Source organism: Alphaproteobacteria bacterium (genome assembly GCA_037200005.1).
In the GTDB taxonomy this organism is placed as follows: Bacteria; Pseudomonadota; Alphaproteobacteria; order UBA9219; family RFNS01; genus JBBCGY01.
This window is the reverse complement of sequence record JBBCGY010000002.1, coordinates 208,464-224,454: the sequence shown is the minus strand read 5'-3', so window position 1 is coordinate 224,454 and position 15,991 is coordinate 208,464. Positions and strand designations below refer to the sequence as shown.

Genomic DNA, 15,991 nt, shown 5'->3' with positions numbered 1-15,991 from the left:
CCATGATGCATCTTGACAAACTGTAGTTGATAGGATACAGTGCCATGATCGAGGTTCGCAAAACAACTGCTTTTGCCGCATGGATGGCAAAACTGCGCGATGATCGCGCTAGAGCCAGGATTGCAGCCAGGATCGACCGGCTGGCTTCCGGAAATCCCGGCGATGTCGAGCCGGTAGGAAACGGGGTGAGTGAAATGCGCATTCACCATGGCCCCGGTTATCGCGTGTATTTCATTCAGCGTGGACGGACGCTGATCGTACTGCTGTGCGGCGGTGACAAAAAGACGCAGGCTAACGACATCAAGGCCGCGAAAATGCTCGCGGCCAATTTGGAGAATTAAACATGACTAAAAAAATATCGAAATCGAAAACAACGCCGTATGACTCCGCTGAATATCTCGACAGCGATGAGGCAATCAACGCCTACATGGAAGAGGCATTGGAAACGGACGATCCGGCTTTTATCGCGCAGGCGCTTGGCACCATTGCGCGCGCGCGCGGCATGTCGAAAGTCGCGAAGCAATCCGGCCTGTCCCGCGAAAGCCTTTACAAGGCATTGAGCGCGGACGGCAACCCGGAATTCGGCACCGTCATGCGCGTCATGCAGGCGCTGGGATTGAAATTGTCGGTTAAGGCGCAATGATTTGGGAAATTTCCCTTGATTTTATCCGGCGATCATGCTATTGACCATCCCAGGGGTCTTCGCGCCCGAAATCCGCCGGATTATGCATCTTGGCGGATTTTTTGTTGCCGTAAATCGACAAAACTCAATTTTTCAAAACAGGAGGCGGGAGTCGCGATTTTTCGATGCTTTCCGGGCGCGCCTCCCATTGCGCATAAAATTGGGTTTGGCTCCCATGCGAAACCTGCTCTAACTATTGCGCTATGCCCAAAGAAAACAACACCCTCTCCAAGCGCGTCAGACGCTATGCCAAGGTAACGACCAGCATGGCGGGGGTAGGGGCGCGGCTTGCGGGCGAGAAATATCTCGGCGTGAAGACCGAACGCAAGAAGCTCGCCGCTGATTTGCGCGCGGCGCTCGGCGGCCTTAAGGGGCCGATGATGAAAGTGGCGCAGATGCTCGCCACCATTCCCGACGCGGTGCCGGCGGAATATGCCGCCGAGCTGGCGCAGCTGCAGGCCGACGCGCCGTCGATGGGCTGGCCGTTCGTCAAGCGGCGCATGGCGGCGGAGCTTGGCCCGGACTGGGAAAAGAAATTCAAGAGCTTCTCGCGCACCGCCTTTGCCGCCGCTTCGCTTGGGCAGGTGCATGCCGCCGAGACTCCGGACGGACGGCAGGTGGTCTGCAAGCTGCAATATCCCGACATGGCGTCGGCGGTCGCGGCGGATTTGCGGCAGTTGAAAATCGTGATGGCGATTTTCGAGCGTTACGACCGCGCCGTTTCGACCGGCGAAGTGCAAAAGGAAATCGCCGACCGTCTGCGCGAGGAACTGGATTACGGCCTTGAGGCCAAGCATATCAAGCTATACCGGACGATGCTGGACGATATCGGTGGCGTGGAAGTTCCGGAAACCGTCGATAAACTGTCGACGGCGCGCCTGCTGACCATGACGCGGCTCGACGGAATGCGTTTTGCCGACGTCCTGGATCGCGGCCAGAAAGACCGCAACGCGATCGCCACGCATTTGTTCCAGGCCTGGTATGTGCCCTTCTACCATTATGGGATCATTCACGGCGACCCGCATATGGGCAATTATACCATCCGCAAGGACAATGGCGTCAATCTGCTCGATTTCGGCTGCGTCCGCATATTTCCGCCAAGCCTGGTCGATGGCGTGATCCGGCTCTATCACGCGCTGGCGAACGGCAGCCATGACGAGGCGGTATCGGCCTATGAAGCATGGGGATTCAAAAATCCTTCCAAGGCGCTGGTCGAAATTCTCAATATCTGGGCGAAATTCGTCTATGCGCCCATTTTGGAAGATCGCACGCGCCAGATCGCCGAAACCAATACCGGCCTCTATGGCCGCGAAGTCGCCCATAAGGTGCATCATGAGTTGCGCAAGCTTGGCGGCGTGACGGTGCCGCGCGAATTCGTGTTCATGGATCGCGCCGCCGTCGGCCTTGGTTCTGTGTTCTTGCGGCTTGATGCGTCGGTCAATTGGTACAGGCTGTTCCGGGGTCTGACCGAGGATTTCGATCTGGGCAAGCTTACGAGAAACCAAGACAAGTTGCTGAAAAAGCAGGGCCTGAAGTCGCCGTCATAACCGCTTCACAAGCCGTTTAAACTGGGGCAGTATCAACTCCCCGATCATCGATTCTGTTCCAGAGTCAGCCCAGAGCCAGTACTGCCAATGAAAATCGCCGTCCTTAAAGAGCGCCGCCCCTTTGAATGCCGGGTCGCGGCAACGCCGGAAACAGTCAAGAAATTCATCGGACTCGGCTATGCCGTCGCCGTCGAATCCGGCGCGGGCGCCGAAGCATCCTATCCCGACCAGGCATACAAAGACGTGGGCGCGCAGATCCGCGATGGCGCGACGGCCGCCGCGGATGCCGATATCGTGCTGAAAGTGCAAAGGCCGATGACCTCGACCGAGGGGGTGGACGAGATCGCCGGGCTGAAACAGGGCGCGATCCTGATCGCCATGCTCAATCCCCATGCCGCCAAGGCGGAATTGCCGCTCTATGCCCAGCGCGGCGTGTCGGCGCTCGCCATGGAGCTGGTGCCGCGTATCACGCGGGCGCAAAGCATGGACGTGCTGTCCTCGCAATCCAATCTCGCGGGTTACAAGGCGGTGCTGGACGCCGCGGCGGAATTCGGACGCGCCTTTCCGATGATGATGACGGCGGCGGGAACCATTCCTCCGGCGCGCGTCATGGTGATGGGCGCCGGTGTCGCCGGATTGCAGGCGATTGCCACCGCTAAACGGCTGGGCGCCATCGTTTCGGCGACCGATGTCCGTCTCGCCGCCAAGGAGCAAGTGGAAAGCCTGGGCGCGACTTTTGTCGTGGCCGAAAGCGAAGAGCTCAAACAAGCCGAGACTTCAGGCGGTTACGCCAAGGAAATGAGCGATGACTTTAAGCAAAAGCAGGCCGCGCTCATCGCCGAAACCATCAAGAAGCAGGATGTCGTCATCTGTACGGCGCTGATTCCCGGACGTCCCGCGCCTTTGCTGGTTTCCGAGCCGATGGCGCGCAGCATGAAGCCCGGTTCGGTGATCGTCGATCTCGCGGTCGAGCAGGGGGGCAATTGCGCGCTCAGCAAGCCCGGCGAAATTGTCGATGTTTCCGGCGTCAAGATCGTCGGCCATCGTAATGTGCCGAGCCGCATCCCGGTCGATGCCTCCGCGCTGTACGCGCGCAATATCTACAACTTCATCGCCGCCTATCATGACAAGGAAAGCGGCAGCCTGAAACTCAATCCCGAAGACGAAATCGTCAAAGCAATGCTGCTCACGCATGACGGGCGCGTCGTGCATCCGCAGTTTTCGTAGGAGGCCCGTATGCTGGATAACAAAACTGAAAAAAAACTTGGCCAATGGGTGACAAGTCTGGCCATCACGGTTATAGGCTGCGCGGCGGCCCTCCTGTTATTCACGTTTTCTTTTTTGGATAGCCAGATACAAATGGCCGCGCTGCAGGCACGCGTCGAGACGGCGGAATCCCGCCTGGATAACATGCGCAGCGTGGAAAACCATTTGCTCCAGCGGCTTTATCGTATGGGCGCGCCCAAGGAAGCGGTTGCCACCCTTCCATCCGGGACGGTTCCGAATGCAGTCCCCGTAGTTCCGGTTGAGCCAACTGTTCCCCCCACCGTTCCCAATGCCGCTGACGGCTCGAAAGCAGAATAAGCGCGCCAAGGAGTGTCAAGATGACCATCGAAAATTACGTCAATGACGTCCAAAGATTAGCCGAAGAGCAGGAGCAACTGGCCAAATTCTCCAGGGCGCTCGCGGAGCGGTCGCACGATCTGGTGGCGCAGGTCGGCAGCAGCGGCGGCGGACACGGAGACTTCTTTATCCTCGGCCTCACGGTGTTCGTACTCGCCTGCTTCGTGGGCTATTATGTCGTATGGCGCGTGACCCCGGCCTTGCATTCGCCGCTCATGGCGGTCACGAACGCGGTATCGTCGGTCATCATCGTCGGCGCGCTGATCGCGGCGGGATCGGAAAAAATCACGGCGTCGAGCTGGCTGGGGCTTGCGGGAATCGTTCTCGCGTCGGTCAATATTTTCGGCGGATTTATCGTCACGCAGCGCATGCTGCAAATGTACAAGAAAAAATCGAAATAGGTCGCAGGGGGAATATCTAATGTCCGGTTTGGTCGCCTTCGCCTACCTCGTTTCCGCCATATGCTTCATCATGGCGCTGCGCGGGCTTTCGTCGCCGGACACGGCGCGTCAGGGCAATATGTTCGGCATCGCCGGCATGGGGCTGGCCGTGGTCACGACCATGCTGCAGTTCGTCGCCGCGCCCGCCTGGATCGTCGTCCTGGCCGCGATTGCCGTCGGCGGCGGCATAGGCGCGTATATCGCCAAGAAAATCCCGATGACGGCTTTGCCGCAGCTGGTGGCCGGATTCCATTCGCTGGTCGGCCTTGCGGCGGTTCTGGTGGCATCCGCGGCCTATCTTTCGCCTGACGATTACGGCATCGCCGAGGGCGGCCATATCCGTACCGGCAGCCTGGTCGAAATGGGCCTGGGCGTCGCCATCGGCGCGATCACTTTCACCGGCTCCATCGTCGCCTTCGCCAAGCTGCAGGGGCTGCTTTCCGGCAAGCCGCTGCGCTTTCCGTTTCAGCACCAGGTCAATCTTCTTCTCGGCATTTTCGCCGTCTTCCTGATCCTGTGGCTGATGCTTAGCGAATCCGGCCTTGCCTTCGCCCTGATCATCGCGGTGACGCTGGCTCTTGGGTTCCTGCTCATCCTGCCTATCGGCGGCGCGGATATGCCGGTCGTCATCTCGATGCTGAACAGCTATTCGGGGTGGGCGGCGGCGGGCATCGGCTTCACGCTGCAAAACAACCTGCTGATCATCACCGGCGCGCTGGTGGGCGCTTCGGGCGCGATCCTGAGCTACATCATGTGCAAGGGCATGAACCGTTCAATCTTTAACGTCATTCTCGGCGGCTTCGGCGGCGATTCCGGCGCGGCGGCGGCAGGCGGCCCGGTTGGCGACCGCAACGTCAAGACCGGTTCGGCGGAAGACGCGGCCTTCGTCCTCAAGAACGCTTCCAGCGTGATTATCGTTCCCGGGTACGGCATGGCCGTCGCGCAAGCCCAGCATGCTTTGCGCGAAATGGCCGACTATCTCAAGAAAGAAGGCGTGCAGGTGCGCTACGCCATCCATCCGGTGGCGGGCCGCATGCCGGGGCATATGAACGTGCTGCTGGCCGAAGCCAACGTGCCGTATGAGGATGTGCTGGAGCTTGAGGAAATCAACCGCGATTTCGGCATGACTGACGTGGCTTTCGTCATCGGCGCCAACGACGTGACCAATCCCGCCGCGAAGACCGATCCGAAATCGCCGATCTACGGCATGCCGATCCTGGACGTGGAGAAGGCGAGAACCGTCCTGTTCATCAAGCGGTCGATGGCGTCGGGCTATGCGGGCGTCGAGAACGAGCTATTCTATCGCGACAATACGATGATGCTGTTCGGCGACGCCAAGAAGATGTGCGAGCAGATCGTCAAGGCGCTGGAACATTAAGCCCCAGGCCGCATGCTAGCTGTTAGACAGAACCAGCAGCGGGTTTCTCCTGCCGATGCCGGCGGCGGGGCTTACAGGTTCCGGCGCGAAAGCCGAATTATCGGCTACCGTGAAAATATGAAGAAGATTTAATCTGACATCAGGAGATGGATTGGAAGTGTCGAAGACTTCGTTCATGGCCATTCTGGTCACGAATTCCAGCGTGCTGTCTGAAAATTGGGTAATTTGATTATTCCATTTTCCGCCCACGAAGGCGCGCACTTCGTCATGATCCTTAATGGCTTCGACGGCAGCCCGCGCAGCGTCTTGTTCCACGCCTTGAAGAACTAGGACGTTCACGATGGCGCTGGCGAGCCTGGGGACGGGCTTATGGCTGCATGGACCCTCTGCCGAACGATAAATGCCAACATGGCTCGTATCGCTGCTGCCAAGCTTCGGCCTGCCTTCGCGCGCGCCGATATACATGAACGCTTGGCCCTCGTCGTAATAAACCTTCGGCGTTCCCGGCGTCTGCTCCGGAGCACGCATCAATTGCTGCTGAATCAATGTGGGCTGAATGGGAGCAATATCGGCAATCCATGTCATGAGCTTTATAATCCCAATCGGTGTGTGCGGTTCCGTAACATGCGGCCAAAAACAGCGTTATCCACTCAATATTGGCAACTTGTTGCCGTCTTTTAATGGGTAAACCCGAGATCGGCAAGGACAATAATTTAGTTAACGGTTGCCCAAAATGCTTCGCGTCGCCGCGACCAAATCGGGCTGCTTGAGCAGATGCTCGCCGATCAGGAAGCATTTGGCGCCGTATTCCGCCATATCCATCAGGTCGTCATGGCCGCGCAGGCCGCTTTCGCTGACGATCAGGCGGCCTGGAGGAACGAGCGGCGCGAGCGCGCGCGTCGTGCCGAGATGGATCTCCAGATTCTTCAAATTCCGGTTGTTGATGCCGATGATTCCGGAAAGCAGCGGCAGGGCGCGGTCGAGCTCTTCCCGGTCATGCACTTCGATCAATATATCCAGGCCGTAATGAATGGCGGCATCGTGCAATTCCAGCGCATGCTTATCCGTCAGCGCCGCCATGATGAGAAGCACGCAATCGCCGCCGAGCGCCCTGGTCTCGGCGATCTGATAGGGATCGATGATGAAATCCTTGCGCAAGATTGGCAGTCCCGCGTCCGAGGCGGCGGAGATATCCTCGTCGCGTCCCTGAAAATAAGGCCGGTCGGTCAAGACTGAAAGACAGGCCGCACCGCCTTCCTTATAGGCCAAAGCAATGGCGGCCGGATCGAAATCCGGCCTTATCGGCCCCGCCGACGGCGAGGCGCGTTTCATTTCGGCGATCAGGCCGAATTGATCATGCTTAATCTTATCGGTAAGCGCTGCGGCAAAACCCCGGGTCGGAGGCATTCTGGCGATGATCGCCTCGACCATGGATAGAGGCACCGCGCGCTTGCAGGCGGCGACATGCTCGCGTTTGACGGTGGATATTTCCTGTAATAAATCGGACATTACGGCTTCTCGTTCGTAATCGCCACAAGCGCCTCAAGCGCCGCGCGGGCGCGGCCATCGGCAACGGAATCTTTTGCCGCCGCTATGCCTTCGCGCATATTGGCGGCGCGTCCGGCAATGACCAGCGCGGCAGCGGCATTGACTACCACGATGTCGTGAAAAACGCCAGGCGTTCCCTGCAAAAATTTCATGATTGTTGCCGCATTGACGGCGGCATCGCCGCCCTTCAATTGCTCCGGTTCGTTAAGCTGCAAGCCATATTCGGCGGGATCGATGGTGAAGGAAGTCATCTCGCCGCCATTCATATCGACACCCTCGGTTAGCGCCATCGTGCTGATTTCGTCAAGCCCGTCGCGGCCATGGACGATCCAGGCCCGGCCGCTGCCGAGCAGATGCAATGTTTCGGCCATCGGCCGGAGCCAGTCGCGGCTATAAACTCCGATCAATTGCCGCCGGGGGCTAGCCGGGTTGGCAAGAGGTCCGGCGAGATTGAAGATCGTCCGGCGGCCAAGCTCGCGCCGTACCGCCGAAACGTGGCGCATGGCCGGATGATAAAAAGGAGCGAACAGAAAGCATATATTGGTTTCCAGCAAGGCGCGGCGCGACAGTTCGGGCGCGGCATCGATTTTGACGCCCAGGGCTTCCAGCACGTCCGCCGAACCCGACCGGCTCGATACGGCGCGATTGCCGTGCTTGGCGACCGGCACGCCGCATCCCGCCACCACGAAGCCCACGGCGGTCGAGATATTCGGCGTCTGGCCGCCATCGCCTCCCGTGCCGCACACATCGATGGTTTCTCCCGGCACGGCGAACGACGCGGCATGGCGGCGCAACGAACGCGCCAAACCGACAAGTTCGCCAGCACTTTCGCCGCGTTCGGCCAGCATGATCAGGAATCGGCCTATATCGGCGGCTTCCGCCTGGCCGTCCAATATGGCGTCAAAAGCCGCTTCCGCTGCCGCCATCGGAAGAGAGCCGTTCTTTGCCTGGATGAGATAGTCGTGAAAGTTCATGGGAAGGGTTTACACGTTGAACCTAAACAATCTAACGATTATCGTCTGAGCAGTCTATTTCGTCATCATGATGGATGCGCCCCATGTCTAACTGGCCTAAAGGAATCGATCCGGGTCTTGTCCTGACCTGCATATTCGTGGGATTCCTCCTTTACTGGTTTCTTCCGACCAATCACGCCCGGGTTCTGCCTCCGCGCGTCGTGACGAAACCCCATGCCGATTATGACGATGTGGATGAGATCGATGAGTCCATGACGGATAAGCCTGCGGCTTCACCGGCGGGCGATTCCTCGCGCTCCTGGGTTCCTTTCGCGCCATCGCAGCCTTCCGTGCCGGAAGTCGACCAGCCACAGAAAATATCCCCGCAGCAGCGCGAAAAGCGCAGCGAGCTTGCGCCCGGCCAATTGCCGCGCATCGCCGTCGTGATCGACGATCTGGGCTTGAACGAGCGCGCGACTAAAGCGGCGATCGCGTTGCCCGCCGCCGTGACGCTGAGCTTTCTGCCTTATGGCGAGCATGCGACGGCGCTGGCCGGGGCGGCGAGGGCGCAAGGGCACGAATTATTGCTGCATATGCCGATGCAGCCCGTCGGCCATGACGATCCGGGGCCGGGCGCTCTCACCGTCGATCTCAAGGAAGATGAAATCGCCGCGCGGGTGCGCAAAGCTTTCGAAGCCATACCGGAAGCGATCGGCGTCAATAACCATATGGGCAGCCGCTTTAACCGCGAATGGAGAAAAGCTCGCGCCGGTGATGCGGGAAGTCAAGGCGCGGCATCTGTTTTTCCTCGATTCCAAGACATCGCCGCATTCGGTCGCGGTCGAGGCCGCTTCGGCAGCCGGCGTGCCGGCGCTGGCGCGGGACATTTTTCTCGATGACACGGTCACGGAAGCCGAGGTTCAGCGCGAGCTTGCCCGGGCCGAGGCCGTCGCCAAACAGCATGGGTCGGCGATTGCCATCGGGCATCCGCATCCTTCTACTTTGAAAGTTCTAACGGCCTGGCTGGCGGCGCTGCAGGGCAGGGGATTCCGCCTTGTCCCGCTCGCCGCCTTGCTGCCGGACGGGAAGGGCGCGGCGCAGTAGTAACTTAATATCCGCTCACTGCTCGCTATTCTCCGCCGAGGCGCTCACGCTATCGAGCACGATGTCATTGACATGGACGTTGAATTTCTGCCGGAGCATCGATTCAAATTGATGCAGAATGTCGGCCCGCCATGTCTTCACGATGCTGGTCTTCAGCTTGGTTTGGGCGCCGATATTCTTATCGGGATTAAAGGCTTTGAAGCCGATAAGGCGCACGATGTAATGCGCTTTGTCGTCGGCTCCCACGGCGACGCCGTCCGATTTCAACGAAAACACGGATTGCCGGATCGATTTCGGCAAGCCTTTATCGAAATCGCCGAGTATCGACATGGGGTCGCCCTGCCGTCCGGTCACGCCATGCCGCGCGCTGAGTTCGGCGAAAGCGTTAGGCTTTTGTTCCCATAGGGAGGCGATCTCTCCTGCTTCCAGGGCGGCTGCCTGAGTTTGCTGGTCGGCGCGCCACGCGGCGGCGACCTTGTCCTTGATCTCGGCGAAGGGCCGGAGATGCGAAGCCATGATCTTGTCGACATGGACGACGAGGAAATTGCCCTTCCGGTCGTCGAGCATCGCGCTGCTCTCGCCTTCGTTCAAGGCGAAGGCGTTTTTCAGCACAAGGTCGGCGGGGGAGGGAATTTCGGCATTTTTGCCATCGGCGGTTTTGCCCGTCGCGGCGATCGCGGAAAATTTCGCGACGGGAAGTTTGAACTCGTCGCCGATGTCTTCGAGGCTCCTGGCGCCGCCCAGCGCGTCGTCGATTTTATTGGCCATGATCTGGATTTCCTCCGCCCCGCGCTCGCGCTGGATTTTTTCGCGGAGCTTGTCCTTGATGTCGTTCAAGACGGGCTTATAGGGCGGCTTGATCCTGGCGAGCTGTATGACGTGCCAGCCGAAATCGCTTTTGACCGGCCCGATGATATCGCCGGCTTCGGCGGTAAAGACGTTCGTGTACAAGGCGGGAATAATGCTTTGCTCGGTCTGGTCTTCGAGAGTTGCGGTGGCCAGCTCTATTTTGTCGGCGGCCTTTTTCAGGTCTTTGGCCGACCTGGCCGCTTCCGCCAGTTTGCTGGCTTTAGTCTCGTCTCCCACAACGACCTGGACAAGGTCGCGGCGTTCTCCGAGGACGAACTCGCCCTGGCGGGCTTCAAAGGCGGCGGCAATATCCTGGTCGCTGACGCGGATGTTTTTGCTCACGTCGTCGATGAAGACTTTCAGCACGCTGATATCCCGGTATTCGGGCGCGGTAAACGGTTCGGCATGGCTTTCATGGAATTGCTGCAAAACCTCGTCATCTGGCACGGCAGGCGCGGGCATGGCGTCATGGGCAAGCCGGAGAACTTGCGTGAGCCGTTCCTGGCCGCGAGCCGCGAGCACTTGTTGGGTAAGCGTTTGAGGCGGCGAGGAGGCCAGCGCGAAGATGCCCGTCGTCAGGGTGCGCTGCGCGCTATCGCGCATATAGTCGATGAACTCCGCCTCGTTCATATGAAGCTGCGCAATGGCCTTGCGAAGCCTGTCATGATCGAATTTGCCGTCCGCCGTTCGCAGTTCGGGCTGATCGGCCAGCTGCTTGATGATCGTCGGGGCGTCGAATTGCAGGCCAAACTCGGCGGCGACCCGGCCGAACAGCCTGAAAAAGATCATATCCTGGAGCGCCTTGTCCATAAAACCAAGCTGTCTGGCGATTTCCAGCGTGAAGTCGGGGCCTGCTTTCTGCTGCGCCATCTCGAATTTGCGTTGAAATTCCATATTGAGCATTTGGACGGTAATTTTTTCTCCGGTGCAAAGCGCGGCGCTGGAGCCGAAAAAGAAATTGAAAGGAATATAGATGCCGCCAATGCAGGCCACGATTCGCTGCGCGGGGTTGCCCCGGAACATGTCGCCGACGCCCCAAATGGAGAAACTGAGGGCTAAAAATAGGAGCAAGAGCTTAATCACCCAGGTTTGGGCAGCGCCCCGCATCGTTCTCAACATAGAAAAGACCCTTGTTTAGTTTTCGTTAAAGATTTTTGCCCAAACTGCGCAAACATGTTAAGAGCTACCCCGTCTTGGACCATCTTGAAAAGCATCCCGCAACCGCTTTAACCGAACATATGCCCAATGTCACGTCGTCGTAAGCTTATCGCCGGAAACTGGAAAATGCACGGAAGACTAACTTCCGGCCTTTCCCTTGCCAATGACTTAGTGCAACGGACGCGCACGCAACGCAATGTCGGCACCGATATCGTCGTTTGCCCGCCTTATACGCTGCTCTGGTCGATTGCGGAAGTGCTGAGCGAATCGCCCATTAAGCTTGGGGCGCAGGACTGCCATCCTGAAAATCATGGCGCCTATACGGGCGATATCAGCGCCGCCATGCTCGTCGATATGGGATGCCGTTACGTCATTCTCGGCCATTCCGAGCGGCGCATAGCCCATCATGAAGACTCGGCGCTCATCGCGCGTAAAGTGGCTGCCGCGCAACAGGCGGGGTTATTCGTGATTCTATGCGTAGGCGAAAGCAAAGAAGAATATGATGGCCGCAAAACCCTTCAGGCCGTCGAAACCCAGTTGCGCGCTTCATTGCCGCAGAAATTCACGACGGCTAATATCGCCATCGCTTATGAGCCGATATGGGCTATCGGCACCGGCATCACGCCGGATGTGGCGGAAGTGGAAAAAGTTCATCAGCATATCCGCAAAGTTCTCGCGCCCGTGGGAGAAGCCGTGCAGGTCATCTATGGCGGCTCGGTTACCCCCCAATTGGCGCAGGGCTATCTGGGTTCGGCGGAAATCGACGGATTCCTGATCGGCTCGGTCAGCCTGAACGCCGACGGCTTCTGGGCGGTATGCGAAAAAACGCAGTAGCCTCCTCTCCCGGACGCCCCCGCAACTCTTGAGTTGCGATGAATATAGCCTCGTGCTAACACACTATTCCGTGGACAATACGGGACCCCAAATCAATCAAAACACTGAATCGGCCGCGGCTGCGGCATGGAAGCGATAGGGCTTAGATTATGGAAAATGTGATTTTGGCGATTCATCTTCTGGTCGCGCTGGTGATGATCCTGCTTATCCTGATTCAGCGCCCGGCGCAGGATGGCGGCGGCTTGATGGGCAGCGGCGGGACGATGGGCGGGGTTTTCACCGCGCGCGGCGGCGCCAATGCGCTGACCAAGACGACGGCGGTTCTCGCAACCATTTTCATTCTTACCAGCCTGACCCTTACTTTTATGGCCAGCCGGCATCATGGCGCGGCAAGCGATGGCCAGACCGGTCTCATTCAGTCGATCATGAAAAAAGAAGAGCCTCAGGCATCTTCGGATAAAGCGGCCCCTGCTGCAACGCCACAGCAGCAAAAGCCCGCCGAAACTCCCTCGGCTCCGGCCGTGCCGATGGCGCAATAATTTCAGCAGGTTTATATAGGCGTGACACGCTTTATTTTCATTACCGGCGGCGTTGTTTCCTCGTTAGGGAAGGGAATCGCGGCCTCCGCGCTCGGCGCGCTGCTGCAGGCGCGTGGCTATAAGGTCCGGCTGCGCAAACTCGACCCTTATTTGAATGTCGATCCCGGCACCATGTCGCCGACGCAGCATGGCGAAGTCTATGTCACCGACGACGGCGCGGAGACCGACCTCGATCTCGGGCATTACGAGCGTTTTACCGGCGTGGCGACGCGGCAAAGCGATAACGTCACCACGGGACGGATTTATTCCACGGTCATCGCCAAAGAGCGCCGGGGGGATTATCTCGGCGCGACGGTGCAGGTCATTCCGCACGTTACCGACGCGATCAAGGAATTCGTCCGCGCCGATCTCGACGGCGAGGATTTCGTGGTATGCGAAATCGGCGGCACGGTCGGCGACATCGAAAGCCTGCCTTTCCTTGAGGCTATCCGCCAACTCGGCAACGAACTTGGCAAAGAGCAGGCGCTGTTCATCCATGTTACCTTGCTGCCTTATATCGGTACTGCGGGCGAGTTAAAGACCAAGCCGACGCAGCATTCGGTCAAGGAACTGCTCAGTGTCGGCATTCAGCCCGATATCCTGCTGTGCCGGGCCGATCGCGAGATTCCCACGGGCGAGCGCCGCAAGATCGCATCGTTCTGCAACGTGAAGCAGGAGCGGGTCATTCCCGCGCTCGATGTCAGCACGATCTATGAAGTGCCGTTGAGCTATCACGCCGAAGGATTCGACCGTGAAGTACTGAACTATTTCGGGTTGGACGCCGCCAAGTCTCCTGATCTTTCGCGGTGGGAGAAAATCCTCCATCGCCTGCGCGAGCCGGAAGGCACGGTGACCATTGCCGTGGTCGGCAAATACACAGCATTGCTCGACAGCTATAAGTCGCTGGCCGAGGCGCTGCTCCATGGCGGGATCGCGAACAATGTGCGGGTCAAGCTGAAATGGCTGGAAGCGGATATTTTCGAGGCCGACGACACGACCCAGCGTCTTGAAGGCGTCCATGGCATCCTGGTTCCCGGCGGTTTCGGCGAACGCGGCACCGAAGGAAAAATCCGGGCCGCGAAATTCGCCCGCGAGCGGAAAATTCCTTATTTCGGCATCTGTTTCGGGATGCAAATGGCCGTGATCGAGGCCGCCCGCAATCTCGGTGGGATCAAAAGCGCTTCGTCATCCGAATTCGGCGCGCATGAAAATCCGGTGATCGGCCTGATGACCGAATGGCTGCGCGGCAACCAATTGGAGCAGCGCGCGACGGGCGGCGATCTGGGCGGCACCATGCGTCTCGGCGCTTATCCGTGCCATTTGTCACAAGGCAGCATGGTGCGGGATATTTACGGCACGGCGGATATCAGCGAGCGCCATCGCCACCGTTACGAGGTCAATATCAATTACCGCAAGCAGCTGGAGCAGGCCGGCGTCGTATTTTCCGGCCTGTCACCCGACGGCCAATTGCCGGAAATCATCGAGCGCAACGACCATCCGTGGTTCGTCGGCGTGCAATTCCATCCGGAACTGAAATCCAAGCCCTTCGCGCCGCATCCGCTCTTCGCGTCCTTCGTTAAGGCGGCGATGGCGCAGAGCAGGCTGGTTTAGCGGCGATTGCCTACCGCTTCTTCTTCATGAACTGTTCGAATTTGGCGGCCACCACGCCGCGGATGTAATCTTCGGACGCGGTTTCGTCATGGTCGAGCTCATAGTCCTGGATGTGCCGACCGGTGGCGGCATAGACGGCCATGACGATCTCGGGATTGCGTCTGATCTTATTTCTTTCGGCGTGTTCCCTGGTGATGCGCAATACGGGATCGAGCGCGGCGACGGCGTCCATCACCCTCTCGGCCTCGGGCGATGACGCCCGCCCTTTCTTCGCTTCGTCGGGAATGAACTCCTGAAGGCTGTATCGGGCCTTCGCGCGGGTGCGGCCTTTGGTATGGATGACCGGCTCGTTCAGGAAGTCGTCGGACAACTCCCATAAATGGCAGCCGAGTATCTTCGCCAGTTTTTTCGCGCGATCGACCGTCAGGCGGCTTCTGCCGCCTTCCAGGTTGCTATAGCTGGGCTGGGTCAATCTGAGCCTGTCGGCAATTTCGAGCTGGCTCATTGCCGACCCTTTTGCGCACGTCGGCAAGATTGTTGGGATATGAGTCTTTGGGTGGATTTGGCATAGCCAGAAAATATTCGCATTTGCTTCATTCGCATAATCGGAAATACTTATTGATTAATATAAGTTGATATTATATAAAAGTGTGGGCCGCCTGAAACTTAGATTCTACAAGATGGTGCTTATGTCCGGCAGAAAAACACTCGAACCAATCGAAGCAGATGCGGCCTTGACCCTCCGCGAGCTTTGCCTTGTCTTGGGCTTCATGGCCGTGGCCTCGAAAGAGGGCGAATTGCCGCATGATAAAGCTCAATCGGCGCTTAAACTCGCGAACTTCATGGAAGAGTTCTGCCTCATTCATAACAAAACCCCGAGCCGCACCGACTTCGATGACCTTGCTCCGCGTGACGATAAATTCGCCGTTCACAGCCGCATGGCTGCCGCAATCGCTACCGCGATGAAACAAGGGGGCGAATGCAATCCATCCGACCTGTTGGCCATGGGTTTCGCTCGCACCGATATTGATCGATGCTGGAATATGGCCCGCGCCTTGGCGCAGGTGATGCTCAACTGGACGGACGCATAAGTCGTGCGCGGCGTCAGCCTTCCATATGCTTCATCTTCTGTTTCTTGGCATCGATATAGGGGGCGTTATGAGGATTTTGTGCCGTCCATAGCGACACGCGCTCCACCACCTCGATGCGATTGGTTTGCATGGCTTCTATTTTCGCCGGATTATTCGTCATCAGCCTGATTTTCCCGATGCCGAAATGACGCAGGATTTCGGCGGCGATATCATAATTCCGCATGTCGGCTGCATAGCCGAGCGCTACGTTGGCGCGCACGGTATCGAAGCCCTGTTCCTGCAATGCGTAGGCGCGAATTTTATTCCCAAGACCGATGCCGCGCCCCTCCTGATGCCGCAGATAGATCAGAATGCCGTTTCCGGATTCCGCGATCATGCGCATCGCGACATGCAGCTGCGACTGGCAGTCGCAGCGCTTGGAGCCGAAAACGTCCCCCGTCGTGCATATCGAATGGATTCGGGCGAGCGGCGTTTCCTCCAGTTTCCCCATGGTAAGCGCCGGATGTTCCACGCCGTTCTCGTCGGTGAACACATGTATGGTGAAATTGCCGTATTGGTTGGGCAATTGCGCATTGGAGAGATAAGTGGCGGTCAT

The 15,991-nt window shown here is 58.5% G+C and carries 19 protein-coding genes; 13 read left to right on the top strand and 6 right to left on the bottom strand.

Annotated features, from left to right (window positions below):
* The first annotated feature begins 44 nt into the window (after positions 1–44).
* From WDO70_10755 to WDO70_10725, 7 genes are all read left to right on the top strand, one after another.
* Positions 45–341 (top strand): type II toxin-antitoxin system RelE/ParE family toxin, encoded by a 297-nt coding sequence (locus WDO70_10755; protein MEJ0063647.1) that lies wholly within the window; start codon positions 45–47, stop codon positions 339–341.
* A gap of 2 nt (positions 342–343) precedes the next feature.
* Positions 344–643: an addiction module antidote protein gene (locus tag WDO70_10750; GenBank protein MEJ0063646.1), complete on the top strand. Its 300-nt coding sequence runs from the start codon at positions 344–346 to the stop codon at positions 641–643.
* A 242-nt stretch (positions 644–885) separates the two neighbouring features.
* Positions 886–2,229: an AarF/ABC1/UbiB kinase family protein gene (locus WDO70_10745; GenBank protein ID MEJ0063645.1), complete on the top strand. Its 1,344-nt coding sequence runs from the start codon at positions 886–888 to the stop codon at positions 2,227–2,229.
* An 87-nt stretch (positions 2,230–2,316) separates the two neighbouring features.
* Positions 2,317–3,456 carry a Re/Si-specific NAD(P)(+) transhydrogenase subunit alpha gene (locus WDO70_10740; protein ID MEJ0063644.1) on the top strand — a complete coding sequence of 380 codons (1,140 nt, stop codon included), beginning with the start codon at positions 2,317–2,319 and terminating at the stop codon, positions 3,454–3,456.
* 9 nt (positions 3,457–3,465) lie between these two features.
* A complete protein-coding gene (locus WDO70_10735) occupies positions 3,466–3,813 on the top strand; it encodes a hypothetical protein (protein MEJ0063643.1) in 348 nt (115 codons plus the stop codon).
* A 20-nt stretch (positions 3,814–3,833) separates the two neighbouring features.
* Positions 3,834–4,253, top strand: coding sequence for an NAD(P) transhydrogenase subunit alpha (locus WDO70_10730; protein ID MEJ0063642.1), 420 nt, complete (start codon positions 3,834–3,836; stop codon positions 4,251–4,253).
* Positions 4,254–4,272: 19 nt separating this feature from the next.
* Entirely contained in the window at positions 4,273–5,670 is a 1,398-nt protein-coding gene (locus WDO70_10725; GenBank protein ID MEJ0063641.1) for an NAD(P)(+) transhydrogenase (Re/Si-specific) subunit beta, read from the top strand.
* 15 nt (positions 5,671–5,685) lie between these two features.
* Here the strand turns inward: WDO70_10725 and WDO70_10720 are convergent, their stop codons facing one another.
* From WDO70_10720 to trpD, 3 genes are all read right to left on the bottom strand, one after another.
* Positions 5,686–6,255, bottom strand: a complete 570-nt coding sequence (locus WDO70_10720) for a hypothetical protein (GenBank protein ID MEJ0063640.1) — start codon at positions 6,253–6,255, stop codon at positions 5,686–5,688.
* Between the two features lie 132 nt (positions 6,256–6,387).
* Entirely contained in the window at positions 6,388–7,179 is a 792-nt protein-coding gene (gene trpC, locus WDO70_10715) for an indole-3-glycerol phosphate synthase TrpC (protein MEJ0063639.1), read from the bottom strand.
* Positions 7,179–8,192, bottom strand: coding sequence for an anthranilate phosphoribosyltransferase (trpD, locus tag WDO70_10710; protein MEJ0063638.1), 1,014 nt, complete (start codon positions 8,190–8,192; stop codon positions 7,179–7,181). The genes trpC and trpD overlap by 1 nt, the downstream gene beginning before the upstream one ends.
* 83 nt (positions 8,193–8,275) lie before the next feature.
* Between trpD and WDO70_10705 the strand changes: the two genes are divergently transcribed.
* Both WDO70_10705 and WDO70_10700 read left to right on the top strand, forming a co-directional pair.
* Positions 8,276–9,070 carry a divergent polysaccharide deacetylase family protein gene (locus WDO70_10705; GenBank protein ID MEJ0063637.1) on the top strand — a complete coding sequence of 265 codons (795 nt, stop codon included), beginning with the start codon at positions 8,276–8,278 and terminating at the stop codon, positions 9,068–9,070.
* On the top strand, positions 8,970–9,275 hold the full coding sequence (locus tag WDO70_10700; GenBank protein ID MEJ0063636.1) for a divergent polysaccharide deacetylase family protein: 306 nt from the start codon (positions 8,970–8,972) through the stop codon (positions 9,273–9,275). Before WDO70_10705 ends, WDO70_10700 begins: the two co-directional genes overlap by 101 nt.
* A 15-nt stretch (positions 9,276–9,290) precedes the next feature.
* Here the strand turns inward: WDO70_10700 and WDO70_10695 are convergent, their stop codons facing one another.
* Positions 9,291–11,231: a peptidyl-prolyl cis-trans isomerase gene (locus WDO70_10695; protein MEJ0063635.1), complete on the bottom strand. Its 1,941-nt coding sequence runs from the start codon at positions 11,229–11,231 to the stop codon at positions 9,291–9,293.
* Between the two features lie 138 nt (positions 11,232–11,369).
* On the opposite strand from WDO70_10695, the gene tpiA reads away from it, so the two are divergent.
* The 3 genes from tpiA (at position 11,370) to WDO70_10680 (ending at position 14,305) form a co-directional block, all read left to right on the top strand.
* On the top strand, positions 11,370–12,116 hold the full coding sequence (gene tpiA, locus WDO70_10690) for a triose-phosphate isomerase (GenBank protein MEJ0063634.1): 747 nt from the start codon (positions 11,370–11,372) through the stop codon (positions 12,114–12,116).
* 149 nt (positions 12,117–12,265) lie between these two features.
* Positions 12,266–12,655, top strand: coding sequence for a preprotein translocase subunit SecG (secG, locus tag WDO70_10685; protein MEJ0063633.1), 390 nt, complete (start codon positions 12,266–12,268; stop codon positions 12,653–12,655).
* Between the two features lie 21 nt (positions 12,656–12,676).
* Complete coding sequence (locus WDO70_10680; GenBank protein ID MEJ0063632.1) at positions 12,677–14,305, top strand: CTP synthase; 1,629 nt, start codon at positions 12,677–12,679, stop codon at positions 14,303–14,305.
* A 10-nt stretch (positions 14,306–14,315) separates the two neighbouring features.
* Here the strand turns inward: WDO70_10680 and WDO70_10675 are convergent, their stop codons facing one another.
* Positions 14,316–14,810 (bottom strand): helix-turn-helix transcriptional regulator, encoded by a 495-nt coding sequence (locus WDO70_10675; protein MEJ0063631.1) that lies wholly within the window; start codon positions 14,808–14,810, stop codon positions 14,316–14,318.
* 184 nt (positions 14,811–14,994) lie between these two features.
* On the opposite strand from WDO70_10675, the gene WDO70_10670 reads away from it, so the two are divergent.
* Complete coding sequence (locus WDO70_10670; protein MEJ0063630.1) at positions 14,995–15,396, top strand: hypothetical protein; 402 nt, start codon at positions 14,995–14,997, stop codon at positions 15,394–15,396.
* A gap of 13 nt (positions 15,397–15,409) precedes the next feature.
* Here WDO70_10670 and ribA read toward each other — a convergent pair whose 3' ends face one another.
* Positions 15,410–15,991 (bottom strand): GTP cyclohydrolase II, encoded by a 582-nt coding sequence (gene ribA, locus WDO70_10665; protein ID MEJ0063629.1) that lies wholly within the window; start codon positions 15,989–15,991, stop codon positions 15,410–15,412.